Source organism: Variovorax sp. 54, from assembly GCF_002754375.1.
GTDB lineage: Bacteria > Pseudomonadota > Gammaproteobacteria > Burkholderiales > Burkholderiaceae_C > Variovorax.
The window spans coordinates 1,059,189-1,079,049 of the sequence record NZ_PEFF01000001.1 but is presented as its reverse complement, the minus strand read 5'-3'; the positions used below and the strand labels follow the sequence as shown (position 1 = coordinate 1,079,049).

Annotated in this window: 21 protein-coding genes and 1 riboswitch; of the genes, 4 read left to right on the top strand and 17 right to left on the bottom strand. The window is 68.2% G+C overall.

The genetic code is table 11. The features are described from left to right. Window positions 1-2: 2 nt before the first annotated feature. Together CLU95_RS04820 and CLU95_RS04815 are read right to left on the bottom strand one after the other, a co-directional pair. On the bottom strand, window positions 3-944 hold the full coding sequence (locus tag CLU95_RS04820; RefSeq protein WP_099790919.1) for a LysR family transcriptional regulator: 942 nt from the start codon (window positions 942-944) through the stop codon (window positions 3-5). Beyond that, the gene (locus CLU95_RS04815; protein WP_099790917.1) at window positions 941-1,450 is read right to left on the bottom strand and encodes a GNAT family N-acetyltransferase; all 510 of its coding nucleotides are present in this window, start codon (window positions 1,448-1,450) and stop codon (window positions 941-943) included. Before CLU95_RS04815 ends, CLU95_RS04820 begins: the two co-directional genes overlap by 4 nt. Window positions 1,451-1,499: 49 nt before the next feature. Here CLU95_RS04815 and CLU95_RS04810 point away from each other — a divergent pair, with 49 nt between their 5' ends. Further along, on the top strand, window positions 1,500-2,165 hold the full coding sequence (locus CLU95_RS04810) for a DedA family protein (protein WP_099790915.1): 666 nt from the start codon (window positions 1,500-1,502) through the stop codon (window positions 2,163-2,165). Window positions 2,166-2,236: 71 nt separating this feature from the next. Here CLU95_RS04810 and CLU95_RS04805 read toward each other — a convergent pair whose 3' ends face one another. Continuing rightward, window positions 2,237-2,527, bottom strand: coding sequence for a glycine zipper domain-containing protein (locus CLU95_RS04805; RefSeq protein WP_257214537.1), 291 nt, complete (start codon window positions 2,525-2,527; stop codon window positions 2,237-2,239). Between the two features lie 157 nt (window positions 2,528-2,684). Then, complete coding sequence (locus tag CLU95_RS04800) at window positions 2,685-3,122, bottom strand: helix-turn-helix domain-containing protein (protein ID WP_099790913.1); 438 nt, start codon at window positions 3,120-3,122, stop codon at window positions 2,685-2,687. A gap of 84 nt (window positions 3,123-3,206) precedes the next feature. Between CLU95_RS04800 and CLU95_RS04795 the strand changes: the two genes are divergently transcribed. Together CLU95_RS04795 and CLU95_RS04790 are read left to right on the top strand one after the other, a co-directional pair. Continuing rightward, a complete protein-coding gene (locus CLU95_RS04795) occupies window positions 3,207-4,076 on the top strand; it encodes a class I SAM-dependent methyltransferase (protein ID WP_099790911.1) in 870 nt (289 codons plus the stop codon). Then, entirely contained in the window at window positions 4,069-4,569 is a 501-nt protein-coding gene (locus CLU95_RS04790) for a DUF2938 domain-containing protein (RefSeq protein ID WP_099790909.1), read from the top strand. The genes CLU95_RS04795 and CLU95_RS04790 overlap by 8 nt, the downstream gene beginning before the upstream one ends. A 1-nt stretch (window position 4,570) precedes the next feature. Here CLU95_RS04790 and CLU95_RS04785 read toward each other — a convergent pair whose 3' ends face one another. Both CLU95_RS04785 and tsaE read right to left on the bottom strand, forming a co-directional pair. Continuing rightward, the gene (locus CLU95_RS04785) at window positions 4,571-6,073 is read right to left on the bottom strand and encodes an N-acetylmuramoyl-L-alanine amidase (RefSeq protein ID WP_099790907.1); all 1,503 of its coding nucleotides are present in this window, start codon (window positions 6,071-6,073) and stop codon (window positions 4,571-4,573) included. After that, window positions 6,070-6,564 carry a tRNA (adenosine(37)-N6)-threonylcarbamoyltransferase complex ATPase subunit type 1 TsaE gene (gene tsaE, locus CLU95_RS04780; protein ID WP_099790905.1) on the bottom strand — a complete coding sequence of 165 codons (495 nt, stop codon included), beginning with the start codon at window positions 6,562-6,564 and terminating at the stop codon, window positions 6,070-6,072. The genes CLU95_RS04785 and tsaE overlap by 4 nt, the downstream gene beginning before the upstream one ends. Between tsaE and queG the strand changes: the two genes are divergently transcribed. Beyond that, on the top strand, window positions 6,550-7,632 hold the full coding sequence (gene queG, locus CLU95_RS04775) for a tRNA epoxyqueuosine(34) reductase QueG (protein ID WP_180288542.1): 1,083 nt from the start codon (window positions 6,550-6,552) through the stop codon (window positions 7,630-7,632). The two genes, tsaE and queG, sit on opposite strands and share 15 nt — an antisense overlap. On the opposite strand, the gene arsC is transcribed toward queG, so the two are convergent. The 11 genes from arsC to CLU95_RS04720 form a co-directional block, all read right to left on the bottom strand. Continuing rightward, complete coding sequence (arsC, locus tag CLU95_RS04770; RefSeq protein ID WP_099790903.1) at window positions 7,629-8,009, bottom strand: arsenate reductase (glutaredoxin); 381 nt, start codon at window positions 8,007-8,009, stop codon at window positions 7,629-7,631. The two genes, queG and arsC, sit on opposite strands and share 4 nt — an antisense overlap. Before the next feature lie 28 nt (window positions 8,010-8,037). Continuing rightward, window positions 8,038-8,721 (bottom strand): glutathione S-transferase family protein, encoded by a 684-nt coding sequence (locus CLU95_RS04765; protein WP_099790901.1) that lies wholly within the window; start codon window positions 8,719-8,721, stop codon window positions 8,038-8,040. 44 nt (window positions 8,722-8,765) lie between these two features. Next, window positions 8,766-9,278 carry a 6,7-dimethyl-8-ribityllumazine synthase gene (locus CLU95_RS04760; protein WP_070061276.1) on the bottom strand — a complete coding sequence of 171 codons (513 nt, stop codon included), beginning with the start codon at window positions 9,276-9,278 and terminating at the stop codon, window positions 8,766-8,768. Between the two features lie 113 nt (window positions 9,279-9,391). Then, window positions 9,392-9,551, bottom strand: a riboswitch (FMN riboswitch). 98 nt (window positions 9,552-9,649) lie between these two features. Next, on the bottom strand, window positions 9,650-11,830 hold the full coding sequence (locus CLU95_RS04755; RefSeq protein ID WP_099790899.1) for a TonB-dependent siderophore receptor: 2,181 nt from the start codon (window positions 11,828-11,830) through the stop codon (window positions 9,650-9,652). 315 nt (window positions 11,831-12,145) lie between these two features. Next, the gene (locus CLU95_RS04750) at window positions 12,146-13,243 is read right to left on the bottom strand and encodes a DNA glycosylase AlkZ-like family protein (RefSeq protein WP_099790897.1); all 1,098 of its coding nucleotides are present in this window, start codon (window positions 13,241-13,243) and stop codon (window positions 12,146-12,148) included. Between the two features lie 48 nt (window positions 13,244-13,291). After that, window positions 13,292-14,170 carry a sugar phosphate isomerase/epimerase family protein gene (locus tag CLU95_RS04745; RefSeq protein ID WP_099797116.1) on the bottom strand — a complete coding sequence of 293 codons (879 nt, stop codon included), beginning with the start codon at window positions 14,168-14,170 and terminating at the stop codon, window positions 13,292-13,294. A gap of 8 nt (window positions 14,171-14,178) precedes the next feature. Then, complete coding sequence (locus tag CLU95_RS04740; protein ID WP_099790895.1) at window positions 14,179-15,366, bottom strand: dihydrodipicolinate synthase family protein; 1,188 nt, start codon at window positions 15,364-15,366, stop codon at window positions 14,179-14,181. A 13-nt stretch (window positions 15,367-15,379) separates the two neighbouring features. Next, window positions 15,380-16,543, bottom strand: a complete 1,164-nt coding sequence (locus CLU95_RS04735) for a Gfo/Idh/MocA family protein (RefSeq protein ID WP_099790893.1) — start codon at window positions 16,541-16,543, stop codon at window positions 15,380-15,382. A 32-nt stretch (window positions 16,544-16,575) separates the two neighbouring features. Then, entirely contained in the window at window positions 16,576-18,009 is a 1,434-nt protein-coding gene (locus CLU95_RS04730) for an enolase C-terminal domain-like protein (protein ID WP_099790891.1), read from the bottom strand. Between the two features lie 7 nt (window positions 18,010-18,016). Beyond that, window positions 18,017-18,796 carry an ABC transporter ATP-binding protein gene (locus CLU95_RS04725; protein ID WP_099790889.1) on the bottom strand — a complete coding sequence of 260 codons (780 nt, stop codon included), beginning with the start codon at window positions 18,794-18,796 and terminating at the stop codon, window positions 18,017-18,019. 23 nt (window positions 18,797-18,819) lie between these two features. After that, a complete protein-coding gene (locus tag CLU95_RS04720; protein ID WP_099790887.1) occupies window positions 18,820-19,827 on the bottom strand; it encodes an ABC transporter substrate-binding protein in 1,008 nt (335 codons plus the stop codon). Window positions 19,828-19,861: the final 34 nt, after the last annotated feature.

Here is a 19,861-nt window from a genome sequence, read left to right as displayed (position 1 = left end):
TTTCAGAAGGCCTGTCGCCAGACGCGCGACAAGGCCTGCCACGCGCAGTCCACCTCCGGCCGCTTGAGCGCGCCGGCCAGGCAGACAAAGCGCAGGTCGCAGCCGATGCTCACGCGGTCGGCAATGACCAGGCCGTCGCGCTGGCTGGCCTGCAGCGCCAGCGCATCGCGCGCCAGTGAAATGCCCACGCCAGCGCGCACCAGCGCCAGCATCGACATCTCCTGGTCGGCCTGCGCGGCCTTCTTGAGCACGAGCTTGTGGGCCTGCAGCACCGGCGCCAGCAGCCGCGAATGCGACGAGGTCGGCGGTGCCAGCACCCACGGCAGGTAGGCCAGCTCGGGCCACTCGCGGCCCAGCACCTGGGGCGCCCAGCCGCTCGGGCCGATCACCTGGTAGTTGAAGCGCGCCAGCACCTGCGAATGGAACAGCAGGCCGCCTTCCTGACGGCGTGCGGCCGCGCTGGCCTGCGGCAGGTCGGTCGCTTCAGGGTCCCCGAGGTAGAAGCCGATGTCCAGCTCCTTGTTGAGCAGTTGGGCCAGCACGTCGCCGCTCGTGCCTTGATGCAACTCGGTCTCGAGCTCGGGTGCCAGCGCCACCAGTTCGGTGAGAAAAGGGCTGAGCCGCGTGAAGTCGGGGTCGAGGATGGTGCCGATGCGCAGCGAGCCGCGCACGCCGCCCTTGAGCCGCTCCGCCGCCACCGCGAAATCGTTCAGGCCTTCGAGCGCATGCTCCGCATGGTTGAGCAGCGCCGCGCCGTCGCGCGTGAGCAGCAGGCCGGTGGGCGTGCGCTGGAACAGCTCCAGCTCGACCAGCGCGCCCAGCTCCTTGAGCTGCAGGCTCACGGCCGGCTGCGTGAGAAACAGGCGCTGCGCGCCGCGCGACACCGAGCCCTCGCGGGCCACGGCCACGAAGGCCTGCAGGAGCCGGGGCTCGATCTTCTTCATGCCGCGCCGGGCAGCGGCTGCAACTGCTTGAACATGACGAAGGCGTCGACGAAGCCATGCTGCGGATGCCGGAACGCGCCTGGCAGCGTGCCGACGATGGCGAAGCCCATGCGCTGCCACAGCTGCACCGCGCGCGCGTTGGTCGACACGACGAAGTTGAACTGCATCGCCAGGAAGCCCATGCGCAGGGCCTGCTGCTGCGAGTGTTCGCACAGCGCCGAGGCCACGCCCAGGCCGCGCGCCGCCTCGGACACCACATACCCGCAGTTGCTCACATGTGCGCCCTGGCCCGGCTGGTTAGGGCGGATCACATAGGTGCCCAGCACGGCGCCTTCGTCGTTGCAGGCCACGAAGGTCAGCGTGGGCACCTTCATCCACGAGTGGCGGACGTCTTCTTCCGTGACATCGGGCGCGTAGGTGTAGGTGTCGCCCCGGCGGAACGTCGGTTCGAGAACCGCCCAAATAGCGGGCCAGTCGGCATCGAGGGCTTCGCGGATCTGGATCATGGGGTGATTCGAAAAGGGGGCAGCATGCCAACAAGGATAATCCGCGCCCATGGAAATCATCAGCTTTCTCGTCGACTTCATTCTTCACGTCGACAAACACCTCGAGGCCTTCGTGGTCGCCTACGGCCCCTGGGTCTATGCGCTGCTGTTCCTGATCGTGTTCGTCGAGACCGGTGCGGTGGTCATGCCGTTCCTGCCGGGCGACTCGCTGCTGTTCATCGTCGGCGCGCTGTGCGGCATCGGGCTCATGAGCTTCCCGCTGGCCTGCGGCATCCTCATTGCGGCGGCCATCCTGGGCGACCAGTGCAACTACTCGATCGGGCGCTATTTCGGGCCCAAGGTGTTCCAGTGGGAGAACTCGCGCTTCTTCAACCGCAAGGCCTTCGACCAGGCCCACAGCTTCTACGAACGCTACGGCGGCATCACCATCGTGCTTGCGCGCTTCATGCCTTTCATTCGCACTTTTGCGCCCTTCGTGGCCGGCGTGGCCGAGATGGATCGCGCGAAGTTCACGGCCTACAACGTGGGCGGCGCGCTGCTCTGGGTGCTGGGCATCGCCACCGCGGGCTACTTCTTCGGCAACCTGCCGTTCGTGCGGCTGCACCTGGACAAGATCATCTGGGCGCTGATCTTCGTGCCCGGCCTGCTGGCGATCTTCGGCGCGTGGCGCGCCTCGAAGGCCGAGAAGGCGCGGGCGGCGGCATCGCAGGCCTGAGTCGCTGCAAACTCACCCCATGAAAAAACGCGCCCGAGGGCGCGTTTTTCGTTGAGTGTGTGAATGAATGATCAGTAGCGCGGTCCGTTGTCCGGGTAGTAACCGCTGCCGCGCGGGTAGCGTTGCTGGTTGTAGTAGTTGCGCTCGTCGACGTTGCGGCCCACCTGGTTGCCGATGATGCCGCCGATGGCTGCGCCGCCGAGCGTGCTGCCCGTGTTGCCGCCGATCGCATGGCCCACCGCCGCGCCGCCGAGTGCGCCGATGCCTGTGCCGAGGTTCTGGTTGGGACCGCTCGCACAGCCAGCCAGCGTCATGACCGATGTGGCTGCCGCTGCGGCGATCCAGAGACGTGTGTTGAACATGAGGTCCACCTTTCGAGAGTGATGGCCCATCATGGTCAAAAGTATGCATTTCGCGGTGTAGGAGCCTGCCGCGCTTGCCTGTGCGCGGTCGTGGGCCGCACCGCGTGGGACAGGGCGCGTGTTGCGGGACGCAAGGCCTGCAAGCAAACGCGTGGGGTCAAGCAGCGCGCGGCTTGCGCGGCGTCGGCGCCTTTTTCTTCGGGGCTTCCAATGCACCCGACGATGCGGCCCGCAGGATGCGGCGGAAGGTCGGGCATTCCATGTGGCTGGGCGCGGGGCAGACCGCTGCGTGCCGCAGGCCGTCGCGCATCGCCGTGAGCTGGCGGATCGTGCGGTCGAGGTCCTGCGCCTTGTCGGCGAGCACCTGCCGGTCGATGCGCGGTTTGCCTTCGGGCGAGAACATGTGGCCGATTTCTTCCAGCGAGAAACCGGCGGCGCGGCCCAGCGCGATGAGCGCCAGCCGCTCCAGCACGTCGGGCGCGAACACGCGGCGCAGGCCGTGCCTGCCGGTCGAGGCGATCAGCCCTTTTTCTTCATAGAAGCGCAGCGTCGAGGCGGGAACGCCGGCGCGTTGCGCGACTTCCGAAATGTCCATGTGCTGCCCCCTCTTGACTTCAAGTCGACTTGAATTGGCACAGTCTAGCCTTCGCCGCTTGAAGGCACCTTGAGGAAAACGATCATGGACGACACATCTCCCGCCAATGCCGAACAGGCCGCCCTGTGGAACGGCCGCGCCGGCAATGCCTGGGTCGACACGCAGGCCGTGCTCGATGCGATGTTCCAGCCGCTCGAAGCGCGGCTGAGCGATGCGGTGCGCGCTGTGGGCGCCCGCCGTGTGCTCGACGTGGGTTGCGGCACCGGCCGCACGACGCTCGCCGTGGCGCGGCAACTGGGCGCGACCGGTCAGTGCCTCGGCGTCGATATCTCGGCACCGATGATCGAGGCGGCGAAGGCCCGCGCCGCGCGCGAGGTGTTGCCGTCGGCCCGCTTTGTCTGCGCCGACGTGCAGAGCCACGTCTTCGAGCCGGCCGCGTTCGACACAGTGATCTCACGCCTGGGCGTGATGTTCTTCGACGACCCGGTGCGGGCCTTCGCGAATCTGCGACGCGCCGCGACGGACGGTGCGGCCTTGCGCTGCATCGCCTGGCGCGGCGGGGCCGACAACCCGTTCATGACGACGGCCGAGCGCGCCGCCGCACCGCTGCTGCCCGGCCTGCCGCCGCGCCGCCCGAACGCACCGGGCCAGTTCGCGTTCGCCGACCGCGCGCGGGTCGCAGAGATCCTCGAGGCGAGCGGGTGGGGCGAGGTCGACATCCAGCCGTTCGAGGTTGAATGCGCGTTCCCCGCGATGGCGCTGGTCGACTACTTCACGCGGCTCGGGCCGGTCGGGCTGATCCTGCAGGAGGCGGATGCCGAGACGCGCGCGCAGGTCGTTGAGGCGTTGCACGCTGCCTTCGCTCCTTATGTGCATGGTGACGAAGTGCGCTTTGTCGCGGCCTGCTGGATGATCGCCGCGCGTGCATCGGTGCAGGAGCGCGACCGTGTCTGAGGCCGTCGAGTTCGCGCTGCGCACGCTGTGGATCGGCGCTGGTGCGACGGTGGTGATGGACCTCTGGGCCGTGCTGCGCCAGCGCCTGTTCGGCATTCCCTCGCTGGACTACGCGCTCGTCGGCCGCTGGCTCGTGCACCTGACGCGCGGGCGCTTCTTTCACAACCCCATCGGCAAGTCGCCGCGCGTGGCGGGCGAGGGCGTGATCGGCTGGACTGCGCACTACCTGCTCGGCATCGCGTTCGCCGCCGTGCTGCTCGCGGGCTGGGGGTTGGGTTGGGCGCGCCAGCCGACGCTCGCCCCTGCGTTGATCGTCGGCATCGGCACCGTGATCCTGCCGTTCTGCGTGATGCAGCCCGCGATGGGCGCGGGCTTTGCCGCGCGCCGCACGCCGCGCCCTGCGATGGCACGGTTCCAGAGCCTGGTGACGCACAGCGTCTTCGGCGTCGGCCTCTATGCGGCCGCGTGGGGCGCCCGCGTGGCGGGCTTCTAGGTCAGAGCTGGCGGCTGCGCGCGAGCGGCGGGTTCTGCGCGAAGTAGCGCTGGATGCCGCGCATCAGCGCGTCGGCCAGGTTCTCCTGGTAGTCGGCGCGGCGCAGGTTCGCTTCTTCCTCGGGGTTGCTGATGAAGGCCGTCTCGACCAGCACGCTCGGGATGTCGGGCGCCTTGAGCACCGCGAAGCCGGCCTGCTCGACCTGCGCCTTGTGCAGTCGCGCGCCGATGCCCTTGATCTCGCCGAGCATCGCGCCGCCAAGCTTCAGGCTGTCGTTGATCTGCGCGGTGGTGCTCATGTCGAGCAGGGCACGCTGCACCTGCGCCTCGTGGGTGCCCACGTTCACGCCGCCGACCTTGTCGGCGTCGTTTTCCTTGTTGGCGAGCCAGCGCGCGGCGCTGCTCGATGCGCCGCTCTGGCTCAGCGCGAACACGCTGGCGCCGCGCGCGGCGGGCGTGGTGAAGGCGTCGGCGTGGATGCTCACGAACAGGTCGGCCTGCACGCGCCGCGCCTTCTGCACGCGCACGCCCAGCGGCACGAAGAAGTCGGCGTCGCGCGTGAGAAAGGCGCGCATCGGGCTGCCGTTGACGCTGGCCGCGTTGATGCGGTCGCGCAGGCGGTGCGCCACCTGCAGCACGATGTCTTTCTCGCGCGTGCCGTTCGGGCCGATGGCGCCCGGGTCTTCACCGCCGTGGCCGGGGTCGAGCGCCACGATGATGATGCGGTCGGTGCGGCTGGCCGTCGCGCGCGGCGGCGGGCCGGGCGGTGTCACGGGGCGCGCCGGAGGTGGCGCCGCGGCCACGACGGGCGGCGGTGCCGGCGGCATGGGCAGTGGCATGCCGCCGGGAGGCAGGGCCGGCGCGGGCGCCGACGGACCGGGGCGCATGGCCTGCTGCGCCATGAGGTCGCCCAGCGGGTCGACGGGCGGCATGGCAGGGCGAACGGGCGCGGGGGCCGGCGAGGGCGCGGCGGGCGGGGCGGTTGCCACGGCGGGGCCGTTGCTCGGCGCGGTGCTGCTGCCGTTCTTGGGCGCATCGCGCAGCCGCTCGGCGATCAGCGCTTCCATCGGGTCGATGGCCTGTTCGGGGTACAGGTCGAGCACCAGCCGGTGCTTGTAGGCGGCCACGGGCGCCAGCGAGAACACCTGCGGGCGCACGGTCTGCTTCAGGTCGAACACGATGCGCACCACCTTCGGTGCGTTCTGCCCGATGCGCAGGCCGTTGATGAACGGATCGCCGGGCTTGATCTTGCCGACCAGGTCGCGCAGCTCGGTGTTGAGGTCGATGCCCTCGATGTCCACGGCCAGCCGGGGCGGGCTGCCGACCACCAGCTGCTGCGAGTTGAGGCGGGCGTCGGACTCGATGGTCACGCGGGTGTAATCGGCGGCGGGCCACACGCGCACGGCGAGGATGCTGGCGCCGCGCGCGATCTGGTGCACGCCCAGCATCAGCGCGATGCTGCCGCCCTGCAGCAGCACGCGCCGTTTCAGGCCGGTCGCCTTCATGCGGCGAGGCACGCCAGCAGATCGCTGCCGCGAGGGGTGTTCGCAAGAAGGGTCACGCTGCGGGTGTCGTCGGTCATTGCTTCTATTTTAATAGCTAGGTCGGCAGGTGGGGTGCGCCCCGCGGCGTTTTCCGGCCACTCGGCCAGCTTGAGGCCGGGGCCCGCGAAGATGTCGCGAAAGCCCGCGTCGTCCCATTCGCGCGGATCGGCGAAGCGGTAGAAGTCGAAGTGGAAGATGGCCAGCCCGTCGGGCGCCTCGTGCGGCTCGACCACCGCGTAGGTGGGGCTCTTGATGCGCCCGGTGATGCCGAGCGCGCGCAGCAGGTGGCGCACGAAGGTGGTCTTGCCGGCGCCCAGGTCGCCCTGCAGCGCGATGAACGCGTCGCGCAACGCGGGCGATGCGGCGAGCGCGCGCGCCAGTGCGTCGGTGTCGTTTTCGCCCTGCCAGCGCAGGGTGCGCGTTTCTACAATCGGCAAGTGATCGTCAGCCATCCACTCATTGCTCGTATTCAGGCCTTGGCCCGGGAACTCGGATTCTCCCAAATCGGAATCGCGGGCGTCGATCTGTCGAGCGCCGAGGACGGTCTGATGCAATGGCTGGCCCATGGGTTCCATGGCGAGATGCAATACATGGCAACACACGGCACCCGCCGCGCGCGGCCCGCCGAGCTGGTGCCGGGCACCGTGAGCGTGATCACCGCGCGCATGGATTACCTGCCGCGCGCCACGCCGGGCGACTGGCAGGCCGTCGAGTTCGACCGCCTCACGCGGCCCGGCGAAGCCATCGTGTCGGTCTATGCGCGGGGCCGCGACTATCACAAGGTGCTGCGCAACCGCCTCGCCAAACTGGCCGAGCAGATCGCCGAAGAGGTCGGCCCCTTCGGCCACCGCGCCTTCACCGATTCGGCGCCGGTGCTCGAAGCCGAGCTGGCCTCGCGCAGCGGCCAGGGCTGGCGCGGCAAGCACACGCTGGTGCTCGACCGCGACGCGGGCTCGATGTTCTTTCTCGGCGAAATCTACGTCGACATGGCGCTGCCGCCGAGCGAGCCCGTCAGCGCGCACTGCGGCAGCTGCAGCGCCTGCATCGACGTGTGCCCGACACGCGCCATCGTCGCGCCGCAGCGGCTCGATGCGCGGCGCTGCATCTCGTACCTGACGATCGAGCACGCCGGTGCCATTCCGACGGAGCTGCGACCGCTCATGGCCAACCGCATCTACGGTTGTGACGACTGCCAGCTGATCTGCCCCTGGAACAAGTTCGCGAAGAAGAGCACGCTGCCCGACTTCGACGCGCGCGACGGGCTCACGGGCCGCACGCTGGCCGAGCTGTTCGCGTGGAGCGAGGAAGACTTTTTGCGCCGCACCGAAGGCAGCCCGATCCGCCGCATCGGCCACGAGCGCTGGCTGCGCAACATCGCGGTGGCGCTGGGCAATGCGGTGCGATCAGGCGAGGACGGCGCGAAGGAAGCGCTGGCCACGCGTGCCGGGCATCCGAGTGCGCTGGTGCGCGAGCATGTCGCGTGGGGGCTCGCGCAGCAGCCCGAAGATCAGCCGGTTTAAGCGGGAAGGATCTCGCGCACGCGCTCCCACGGCCGGCACATCAGCGTGCCGCGCGGCGACACGACGATGGGGCGTTGCAGGAGGATCGGGTGCGCCACGATCGCGTCGAACAGCTGGTCGTCGGTCAGTTTCTCGTCTGCCAGCTTCAGTTCTTCGTAGGGCGTTTCCTTCGTGCGCAGCAGGTCGCGCGCCGTCAGGCCCATGGCCTTCGTGAGCTCGCGCAGCTTCTTCTTCGAGGGCGGCGTTTCCAGGTACAGGACGATCTCTGGTTCCACGCCGCTTTCACGGATCAAGCCCAGCACGTTGCGCGACGTGCTGCAGTTGGGCTTGTGATAAATCGTCGTCGGGTAGGCGGTGGTCTGTGTGCGTGCGGTCATGGGGTCGATGATAGAAAACTGCGTTGCCTTAGCCGCCCGGCGCGCTCGGGTCCAGCGAGAAGGGAAAGCGCGCCGCCCAGAATGCCGCGAGCCGCGGTTCGGCATCCACGCGGCGCACCACCGGGGTCATGCGTGGCGCCACGCGGTAGAAGCGTCGGCGGCCTGGGGTCCAGCGCGACATCACGGTCACGTACAGGTCGAGCATGCTCAGTTTGTCGCCGAGCAGGTAGGGCGCGGGTTCGTCGATCTGCGTGTCCATCAGGTGCCAGCAGTGTGCGATGCGCTCGGCCGATCGTTCGAGCATCGCGGCCTGTGCGTCGGGGTCGGGCACGAGGCGCTGCGGGTCGTCGCGCACCCAGAACATCGAATAGATCGACGCTGGCAAATAGACCATCCAGCGCAGGTAGCGCGTGCGCAGCGGATCGCTGGGCGCGGGGCAGAGCCCGGCCTCGGGGTAGCGGTCGCCGAGCCAGATGAGGATGGCCGCGCTCTCGGTCATCACCTCGCCCGAAGGCAGCACGAGCGCGGGCACCTGGCGCATCGGGTTGATGCCCGCCACGCGCTCGCGTTCGGACTCGCCCTCCCACGGGGACATGTCGACGGTCTCGACCTGCGCGCCGATCAGCGTCAGCGCGGCGTGGATGGGCGTGGCGCCCGAACCGGGCGCGCCGTAGAGGGTGTAGCGATCGCTGGAGGCGGATGGAGAGGCCATCCGCGCAGATTACTGCAGGCTTGCGCCGCTTGCCAACTCCGCGGTCAGGCGGCCAGCAGCGCGTCGACCTTGTCCAGCGCCTCGAGCGTCTTGAAGCAGGCCTCGGCCACTTCCGTGCCCTTGATCGCGAAGTGGCGGTGGAAGTACTTGCGGTGCTCCACGTGCTCGTGGAAATGGTGCGGCGTGAGCACGGCCGAGAAGATCGGCACGTCGGTTTCCAGCTGCAGCGACATCAGCGTGCTGACGACGGTGTTGGCGACGAACTCGTGGCGGTAGATGCCGCCGTCCACCACCAGCGCGCAGCCGATGATGGCCGCGTACTTGCCCGAGTTGGCGAGGCGCTTGGCGTGCAGCGGAATCTCGAAGGCGCCGGGCACATCGAAGATGTCGATGAGCTCGCGCGCCACGCCGAGCCGCGCCATCTCTTCGAGAAACGCGTCGCGTGCCTGGTGGACGATGTCGGAATGCCATTGCGCCTCGACGAATGCGATGCGCTGACCGCGCGGCGAACCCGACGCGGTGACGGCAGAAAGGGGAAGGTCGTTGATCTGACTCATGGTGTGCCTCTAGAAAGCAGGTTTCCTGAATCAGGGCGCACGAAACCACAGGCCCGCTCGCGCGCCGGTTTGCCTCAAAAAAGCAAAGCAAGGCGCGCGGGCATGCCCGCATTTCGCGCTCTCTTTCATCCGGACTGTGACCGTCGGCTTCGGAATCGCACCGAAATCTGCTGACCCTCGAACCTGTGACCAGGTTCAAGGCGCTCGCGGGCTTGTGCGACTTTCGTCGCCATCACCGCCGGTGGGGAATTGCACCCCGCCCTGAGAACGCTTGCCGTCCGGCGAACCGGACGACGGCGCGATTCTAGAAGCCCCGTGCAGCGCGGGGTTGTCACCCGCGCGCCAGACCTTCGCCCGCGCGGGGATTTTCTTCAGAAGCGGTACGTGGCGCTCGCGGTCAGGGTACGGCGCTGGCCGTAGAAGCAGTCGCCGCGCGCCAGGCAGGTGGTGATCTGCACCTTGTCGGTCAGGTTGGCCACGTTGAGCGCCAGGCGCAGCGGGCCGTTGTCCCACGCGAACATCGCGTCGAACAGCGTGACCGCGGGCACGGGGTTGTTGTCCATGCCGTCGTACGACTTGCCCATGTAGCGCACGCCGCCGCCGGCCGAGAAGCCGTGCAGGCCGCCGATCGAGAAGCGCTTGGTCACCCAGGCCGAGGCCGTGTGCTTGGGCACGCCCGAGATGCGCTTGCCCAGGTCGGAGCCGTTGCTCTTCGACACGCGTGCGTCGGTGTACGCGTATGAAGTGGTCCAGTCCCAGTCGCGCGCGATGCTGCCCTTGTACTCGAGCTCCAGGCCCTTCACGTGCACTTCGCCGAGCTGCACGCTGTTGAGCGGGTTGGTCGGGTCGGTGGTCTTGCGGTTGGTGTCGCGCAGGTCGTACACGGCCGCCATGAACGAAGTGCGCTGGCCCGCCGGCTCCCACTTCACGCCGGCTTCCCACTGCTTGCCGCGCTGGGGCTTGAAGGGGTTGTTCGACGTGTCGACGCCGCCCAGCGGCAGGAACGATTCGGCATAGCTCAGGTACGGCGCCCAGCCGCCGTCGGCCAGGTAGACCAGGCCGGCGCGCTTGGTGGTGGCCTTGTCGTCGGCCGCCGCGGCGGGGCGGCCTTCGGTGTCGGTGGTGGCCTTGTCGTGGCGCAGGCCCAGCAGGCCGATCCAGCGGCCGTACTTGACCTGGTCCTGCACATACAAGCCGGCCTGCTTCTGCACCACCTCGGGTGCGCGCGTGTAGCTGGTGGGGGCTGTGTAGTTGCCGTACACCGGCGCGTACACGTCGAGCGCGCCCGCACGGCCGCGGCCCGAGAGCTTGGAGGTGGTGTTGCGCTGGAAGTCGGCGCCCAGCAGCAGCGTGTGCTCGACCTCGCCGGTCTTGAAGTGTGCTTCGGCCTGGTTGTCGAGCAGCAGCATCTTGCCGCCGTTGATGTCGCTGCTCAGGTCGCGCTCGATGGTGCGCTGGTCGGCGTTGAACACCGGGCGCGCCGGACGGCCCGTGAGGCGGTTGGCCGCGAAGCTGGTGTACGAGGTGTTGTACCAGACCTTGCTCTCCGTTGAGCGCAGGTTCTGGCGCACCGTCCAGGTGTCGTTGATGCGGTGGCTGAACAGGTAGCCGAGCGAGGTGCTGCGCGTGTCGAAGCGGTCGAAGCCGGGCTCGCCGGTGAAGGTCGAGGTTGGGATGCGCCCGTACAGCGAGGGCAGCAGCGTGCCTTGCCACGGGAAGAAGCCGATCAGCGAACCGCTCTTGTCCTTCTGGTACGACGCCTGCAGCGTGAGCGAGGTGTCGGCGTTCGGGCGCCAGGTGAGCGAGGGCGCGATCGCGATGCGGTCGTCCGACACGTGGTCGACCTGCGTGCCGCTGTCGCGGTTCACGGCCACGAGGCGGTACATCCACTTGCTCTCGGGATCGAGCGAGCCGGTGAAATCGGCGGCGATCTGCTTGCGCGAGTGGCTGCCCAGCTGCAGCTGCACCTCGCGCTGCGTCTCGGCCTGCGGGCGCTTGGACACGAGGTTGAGCACGCCGCCGATGCCGCCCTGGCCGTACAGCACCGACGAAGGACCGCGCAGCAGCTCCACGCGTTCGAGCATGTACGGGTCGGGCCGGCTGGCGTTGTAGGTGCCGTAGGTGCGCTGCAATCCGTCGAGGTACTGCGTGGCCTCGCCGCCGCGCGCCTTGAACGAATCCACGCGGCTGTCGAAGTAGCTCGACACCACGCCGGCCGTGTAGTTGGTGGTCTCGCGCAGGGTGAGTGCGCCTTGGGCCTCGATCTGGTCGCGTGTGACGACCGAGATGGCCTGCGGCGTTTCGATGAGTGGCGTGTCGGTCTTGGTGGCGGTGCTGCCGCGCTTGGCGACAAAGCCCGTCACGGGACCGGTGGCGGTTTCACCCGCATCGCCCGAGACGGTCACGGTGGGCAGCGCCTGCCGTGTGTCGGCGGCGGCGGCTTCTTGTGCGTGGGCGTGTGCGCTGGCGGCGAGCGCCACGGCGGTGGCCGCGAGCGTGGCATAGCCCCGCCGCGTGAGCGGCGTTCCGGGGCGACGGTTCTTGAATGTCATGTGCAGCTTCTCCTGTGTCCTGCGGTCGGATGTGTCTAGGGCGGGGGAGTGGCTGCGGCGCGCGATTGGGGCGCGCCATGGCTTCTCGGGTGCGAGCGAAAAACGGAAACGAACGAGCGCGTGCCGTGGCGCCTTCCGAAAGGAAAGCGCACCGGCTGGTGTTGTGTGTCTACGGCGTCGTGGGGGCAGTGGCCGGGTGCGACGACGAAAGGTGTCGTTGCTCGGGCTGCTGCGTCTTCGTTCCTTCGAAGACGGCTGGCGGGCTCGCGGCGGGCGCGGGCGGCTGGCTGAGGCGGGCGATTATAAAAGGCGGCGTCAGCGGCCGGAGAGGAACTGCGTCATGCGGTGCAGTTCTTCGTCGAGGCCGGTGCGGAAGGCCGCGCCGTGCGGCTTCTTCGCATCGGCGTAGCCGAACGCCGGCTGCAATCGGCCTTCCGGCGCACTCACGTTGGCCCAGCCGATCACGCGGTCGTGCCACAGCATCGGCAGCGCGTAGTAGCCGAACTGCCGTTTCGGCGCGGGCGTGTAGGCCTCGAACTTGTACGTCCAGCCCCACAGCAGCTCGAAGCGGCGGCGGTCCCAGACCACCGGGTCGAAGGGTGCGAGCAGGCGCACTGCGTCGTCGGGCGCATGGCGGCGCGAGGCGGGCTTCTCGTCGGCGGGCCAGTACCAGGTGGTGCCGTCGAAGCGGCAACTGGCCAGCAGCTCGTCGCGCGCCAGCCGCAGCGCCGCCTGCGTTTGCGCGGCGAGGTGCGGCGCGCCGTAGCCGAGCAGGCGCACGAGGTAGGTCAGGCTCGTGGCCGGCAGCGGCGCGTACTTGCGCACCACCAGCACGATCAATGCCGCCGCACGCAGCGCGCGCCCGGCGGGGCTGTCGTCGGCGGGCAGATGGTTCACCGCTTCATAGACCCGCGTGCCGCTGTCGCGCCGCACCACGCGCAGCAGGCCCCGGTAGTGCATGCCGTCGAGCAGGTGCGTGGTGGCATTGCTGGAGCCGCCCCAGTAGTTCTGGATGCGGCCATGCGCAAAGTGCTGCTCGACCTGGCGCGGATGCACCGGCCCGTGTTCGCGCACATAGGCCAGCACGTCGGCGGCCTTGCGGCGCGTGTCGGCGTCCCAGGCCTGCTTGGCTTCGCGCGGATGCATCAGCGCCAGGTGCTCGCGCGGCAGGAAGCCGTAGTTGACGAGGCAATCTTCCTCGATCGCCAGCCGCGCGTAGCGGCTTTCGAGATCGCCCGCGCGGTAGTCCTTCACACGGTGGCGCAGCGTGAGGTCTTGTGCACGCGCGGGCGCGCGGATCGGGTCGGCCTGCACGAAGCCGAGCTTGCGGATCGCGGCGGGGAGCGTCGTGGGCGTGAAGAGGGTGCGCGCGACGGCGTAGCGGCGCAGGTCGTCGAGGGTCGGGTCAGCCATGGGGCGAATTGCAGCACAAGCGGCTGCCTTTCGCTTCGGTCGGATCGATCAGACCGCGCTGCGGTGTCGTTCGATGCAGACGTCGAGCGTCTCGGCGCCGGGGCGCTGCCACCAGTCGAGGTTCGAGAAGATCTCGACCTCGCTGAACCCGGCAAAGCCCGCGTCCTCGACCCAGCCGCGAATCTTCTTCAACTCGACCACGCCGTCGCCCATCATCCCGCGATCGGAGAGCAGGTCACGCGTCGGCGTGAGCCAGTCGCAGACGTGGTACGCCAGCAGCCGTTCGCGGCCAGCGCGGGCGATCTGTTGCTGCAGCTTCGGGTCCCACCACACGTGATAGATGTCGAGCGCCACGCCGAGCATGCCGGTCTTGCCCGCATCGAGTTCGTCGCACAGGTCGAGCGCGTGTTCGAGCGTGTTGATGCAGGCGCGGTCGGCCGCTTGCATGGGATGCAGGGGCTCGATGGCCAGCGGCATGCCGACCTCACGGGCGTATTCCAGCGATGCGGCGATGCCGTCGCGCACCTCGTCGCGCGCGCGTCCGATGTCCTTGTAGGCCACCTTTCCTTCGAGCGCACCGGGCAGGGCACCGACGACGAGCACAAGACAGGGCGCGTCCAGCGTCTTGGCTTCGTCGATGGCGCGGCGGTTGTCGTCGAGCGCGGCCTTCAGTCCTGCCGCATCGGGCGCCGGGAAGAAGCCGCCGCGGCAATAGCCCGAGAGGCCGATGCCATGCGCCTTCAGCTGCTTGGCCACCTTGTCGAGCCCGACTGCCGCGACCTGGTCGCGCCACGGGCTGATGGCGCGGATGCCGCGTTCGGCGCACTGGTCGATGAGGCGGTCGAGCGGCACCTCGGCGCCCGACTGCTTGCGGATGGTGGCCGTGTTGATTGACAGCCAGTCGTGGTTCTTCGAGAAGTCGCGCATGGCCTCGGTCAACCTTCCACGCCGTGCAAGGCCAGCAACGTCTTCATGCGCCGCACCGCAAGCTCGGGTTGCTCCAGCAGGTTCGCCGCATCTGCGAGGCGGAACAGCTCCGCGAAGTGCTGCAGCGAACGCGTGCTCTGCTGGCCGCCCACCATCGTGAAGTGCGTCTGGTGGCCGTTGAGCCAGGCCATGAACACCACGCCCGTTTTGTAGAAGCGCGTGGGTGCCGCGAAGATGTGACGCGACAACGGAACCGTCGGGCCGAGGATCGCGTGGAACTTCTCGGTGTTGCCTTGGGCCAGTGCACCGAGCGCAGCACTCGCGGCAGGCGCGATGGCGTCGAAGATGCCCAGCAGCGCATCGCTCTTGCCGTGCGTCGGCTCGCTGCCGAAGCCGTCGCCGGCGATCAGCTCGGCGTAGTTGAAGTCGTCGCCGGTGTACATGCGCACGCCCTTCGGCAGGCGGCGGCGCATCGCGATTTCCTTGTCCTTGTCGAGCAGCGAAATCTTGATGCCGTCGACCTTGTCCGGATGCGCCGCGATGATGCCCACGGCGGTGTCCATCGCTGCATCGACGTCCTTCGTGCCCCAGTAGCCCGCGAGGGCAGGGTCGAACATGTCGCCCAGCCAGTGCAGCACCACGGGTTGCTTTGCCTGGCTCAGGATGCGGTCGTACACGCGTTCGTAGTCCGCAGGGCTCTTCGCCACGCGGGCCAGTGCGCGGCTCGCCATCACGATCAACTTGCCGCCGAGCGCTTCGATGGCGGCCATCTGTTCTTCGTAGCCGCGGATCACGTCGTCGACGCTCTTCACGTCGTCGATGTTCAGGTGGTCGGTGCCGCAGCCCGAGGCGACGAGCGCGCCCGGCACATCTTTCGCCGCATCGAGCGAGCGGCGGATCAGCTCGAGCGACGTGGGCCAGTCCAGGCCCATGCCGCGTTGCGCGGTGTCCATCGCTTCGGCCACGCCCAGGCCGAGCGAGAACAGGTGGCGGCGATAAGCGATGGTGGTGTCCCAATCGACCGCCGCTTGCAGCCACGGGTCGACGGCCGCGAGCGGGTCGGCCACGACGTGCGCGGCGGAGTAGGCGATGCGGTTGAACTTGACGCCCGCTTCGGGCTTCACCGGCGCGGTGCCGCGCAGGGCGTAGGGCGCGAGCGCGCCGCTCGCGGTGGGGAGGGTCAGCGACAGTGCCATGGCGTGTGCTTCGTCAGACCTTCAGCGCGGGCACATCGACCCAGCGGCGGTCTTGCCACGATTCGAGCGCAGCCTCGACCAACTGCACGCCCTTGGCGCCTTCGGGCAGCGTCCACTTGTAGGGCTCGTTCTCGACCACGTGGCGAATGAAATGCTCCCACTGGATCTTGAAGCCGTTGTCGTAGACCTGCGAATCCGGAATCTCCTGCCACTGGTCGAAGAAATTCATCATCTGCTTCTCGTCGGGGTTCCACACCGGGCGCGGCGTGGCGACGCGCGACTGGGCGCGGCAGCTCGACAGACCGGCCACGGCAGAGCCGTCGGTGCCGTCGACGTGGAAGGTCACGAGGTCATCGCGGCGCACGCGCGTGGCCCAGCTCATGTTGATCTGTGCGATCACCGGCTCGCCGTTGTGGCCGGTGAGTTCGCAGGTGGCGTAGGCCGCGTCGTCGGCGGTGGCTTCATACGGCTGGCCGGCTTCGTCCCAGCGCTTGGGGATGTGCGTCGCGCCGATGCACGAGACCGACTTCACCTCGCCGAACAGGTTGTCCAGCACGTAGCGCCAGTGGCACATCATGTCCAGGATCATGCCGCCGCCGTCTTCCTTGCGGTAGTTCCAGCTCGGGCGCTGGATGGGCTGCAGGTCGCCCTCGAACACCCAGTAGCCGAACTCCAGGCGCACGCTGAGCATGCGACCGAAGAAGCCGGCGCGGCGCAGCATGTCGAGCTTGCGCAGGCCGGGCAGGAAGAGCTTGTCCTGCACCGCGCCGTGCTTGAGGCCCGAGCCTTCGGCCAGGCGCGCGATTTCCACGGCTTCGTTTAGGTTGGTCGCGATCGGCTTCTCGCAGTACACGTGCTTGCCGGCGCGGATGGCCTTGGCCAGCAGCGTGGGGCGCATCTGCGTGGTGCCGGCGTCGAAGAAGATGGTGTCGTCCTTGTTCTCGAGCGCCTTGTCGAGGTCGGTGCCCCAGCGTGCGATGTGGTGGGTTTTGGCGAGCGCTTCCATCTTCTCGGCGTTGCGGCCGATGAGGATCGGGTCGGGCATGACCTTGTCGCCGTTCGACAGTGTGACGCCGCCTTGCGCGCGGATCGCGCAGATGGAGCGGATCAGGTGCTGGTTCATGCCCATGCGGCCGGTGACGCCGTGCATGATGATTCCGAGACGTTGGGTGGCCATCGTTTTCTTCCTTGGGATGCGAGAGGGGTGCTTCAGTAGACGGAACGCATGGCGTCCCACGAGATGCCGGCGCCGGGTTTGCCGGTGGCAAAGCCGGGCGCGGTGGCGAGCGAGGACAGGGACAACTGTCCGTCGCGGAGGGCGAGGCGCGTGGCGCCGTCGCTGGTTTCGTAGAGGCCGGGGTGCAGCTGCGACAGCGCCTGCTGCTCGGCCTCGGGCACGGCCGCGAGGCCGTTGACGTAGTGGTGGCCGTTGCGCTCGACATGCGACAGGCCGAGCCAGCCGACGAGCGCGAGGTCTTGCTGCACACCGATACCGGCCTGCATGGTCAGGTCTTCGCCGGAGAGAAAGTAGCGCGGCTTGTCTTGTGCCGCATTCCAGTGTGCGCAACGCGCCGCATTGACCACCGATTTGTAGAAGCCCTTGCAGCTCTTGCTCGACACGCCGGTGTAGCCGAGCGCGCGCGCCTGCACGAAGGCATCGAGCGTGCCGTCGGATTCGTCGACGAGCAGTGGGATGCGCTTGCCCAGTGCCGACACGCTGCGCTCCAAGGCGGCATCGCGGCGGATCGGCTGTTCGACGAAGACCGTCTTCTGCGCGAGCTTCCACAGCACGGGCGTGGAGAGCATGCGGTCGAGAAAGACGGCGAAGTCGTCGGCATCGGCGTACTGCTCGTTGCCATCGAGCGTCACGAGCTGCGCGTGGCCGTCGATCACGCGGGCGATGCGCTGGAGACGGTCGATGTCCTGTGCGGTGTTGCCGCAGAGCTTGAGCTTGAAGTGCGTGAGGCCGTAGCGCTTCACCGCCGCGGCGAGCGTGGCAGGCAGGCCATCGGTGGGCGCGTCGGGCAGCGCGTCGCTGTCGTCGATCGCATCGGCCAGGCCGACGGTGTGGCGTGCGGCGATGCTGGCGCGCGGCGATTGGCGGCCGAGGAAGGCGGGCATGTCGAAGCCCGCGAGATCGTCGGCGAGGCCACTGCCGGCGATGTCGATGCCGCAGAGGTTGGCGCTCATCGCCGTTGCGAAGCTCGTGCCGGTGTGCAGGCACAGCGCGTCCATCACCGCGCGGTCGATCAGTGCCGGGCCGTAGCTAGCCACCAGCGCCTGCAGTCCCTTGGCCTTCGCGCGGGCTTGCAGCGCAGCGTAGTTCGAGGCGAAGTGCGTCCACGCGGTCTGCGCATCGTCTTCGCCGACGTACGCGTCGCGTGCATCGCGCAGCGCAAAGCGCAGCTGCTCGAAGTTCTGCTCGTTGGTGAGTGCCGGGTTCTTGTCGAACCACTTGGGCACCATCATCTCGGCCGCGCAGCCTTCGGCGGTGCGGCCGTTCTCGAAACGGATGCGCGCCCGCACGTAGACCTGCGGGCAGGCGGTGACGGTGGCGGCGCCGAAGCGGAACGGCAGGCGCAGGGCCACGTCGCGCTCGGCGAAGCGGACCTCTTCGATGTGGAAACGGGGCGCGTCGGTCATGGCCGCTTCAGTGGTCCAGGATGCCCTGCGAGAAGAAATGCGCGCGCACCAGCTTCGTGTACTGGCCGAACTCGGGCGACGCCATCATGTCCAGCGTGCGCGGGCGCGGCAGGTCGATGTCGTACACCGCGGCGATCGAGCCGGGGCGTTCGCTCATCACGATCACGCGGTCCGAGAGAAAGATCGCCTCGGGGATGCTGTGGGTGATGAGCATCACGGTCTTCTTCGAGGCCATCCAGATGCGCTGCAGCTCGAGGTTCATCTTCTCGCGCGTCATCGCATCAAGCGCGCCGAAGGGCTCGTCCATCAGCAGCACCGACGGGTCGTGCAGCAGCGCGCGGCAGATCGACGCGCGTTGCTGCATGCCGCCCGACAGCTGCCACGGGTACTTGCCCTCGAAGCCCTTGAGGCCGGCCATGTGCATCAGTTCGCGCGCCCGGGCCTGCGAGGCGGCCTTGGGCAGGTGGCGCATCTCGGCCTGCAGCAGGATGTTGTCTTCCACGCTGCGCCAGGGCAGCAGCACGGCGCTCTGGAACACGATGCCCACGTCCTTCTGCGGCCCCTTGATCGGCTTGCCGGCCAGCGTGAGCTCGCCGCCGCTGATCGGCAGCAGGCCCGCGACCATCTTGAGCAGCGTGCTCTTGCCGCAGCCCGAGGGGCCGACGACGGAGACGAACTCGCCTTCACGGATGGCGAAGTCGAGCGGCTTGAGCGACTCGACCGGGCCGTCCTTGCTCTGGTAGGTCTTCGAGACGCCGCGCGCTTCGATCAGGGTGACTTGGGACATGGGATGCGTGAGAGGGCAGGAAATCAGTTCGGCAGGAAGTCCAGGGTGACGTAGTCCTCGGGCTTACCGCGCGTGGACGCATCCATGCCGCCGTACTGCACCAGCAGGTCGAGCGAGTCGTTGACGTTCTTCATCGCCACGCGGAACGGCCGTTGGTTGGCTGTGTCCTTCGTGTGATACAGCGCCACGCTCTGCTTCATGCCGACGATGAGCGTGTCACGCACGCCGGCCTTCGGGTTGGCCTTGAGCATCGCGTCGACTGCGGCCTCAGGGCTCTTCTCTGCGGCTTCGGCGGCCTTGGTGGAGGCGCGCATGAAGCGCTTCACGAGGTCGGGGTTCTCGGTCAGCAGGTTCTTGTTGGTGATGATCCCGGAGCTGATCTGGTTCACGCCCGAGTCGGCAAACCGGATCGGCGTTACCGGCTTGCCGGTGGCGTCCTGCAGCTTGATGGCCTGGTCCATCACGTAGCCCAGCAGCAGATCAGCCTGGCCGTTGGTCACGGCATTGAGCTTGGTCTGGCCGTCGCCCGAGACGATCTTCACCTGGTCGGCCTTGATGTTGTTGACCTTGAGGAACAGCGGCCACATCTGCGACATCGAATCGCCGGGCGTCACGGCCACGGTCTTGCCGATGATGTCCTTGGGTGTCTTGATGTTCTTCTCGGTGAAGCCCATGACCGACATCGGGCTCACCTGAAACAGCACGCCGGTCGACTTCAGCGGCGCGCCCTTGGCGGCAGCCTTGATCATGGTGGTGACGTCGATGTAGCCGAAGGTCGCCGACTTGGCAGCCACCGCCTGCGCGGTGACGGCGGAGCCGCGGCCTTCCTGGATGTCGAGCTCGATGCCTTCCTCGGCGTAGAAGCCTTTCTCCTTGCCCAGGAAGAAGGGCGCGTGCTCGCTGTACAGGTACCAGTTGAGCATCAGCGTGACCTTGTCCTTCGGCTTGTCGCCCTGCGCGTGGGCGGGGGCGATGGCGAAGGTGGCGAGCGCGGCTGCGGCGAGCAGCGAGGGAAGCAGCAGTTTCTTCATGGCGTTGTCTCCGGGAGTTTTCTGGGTATGACGA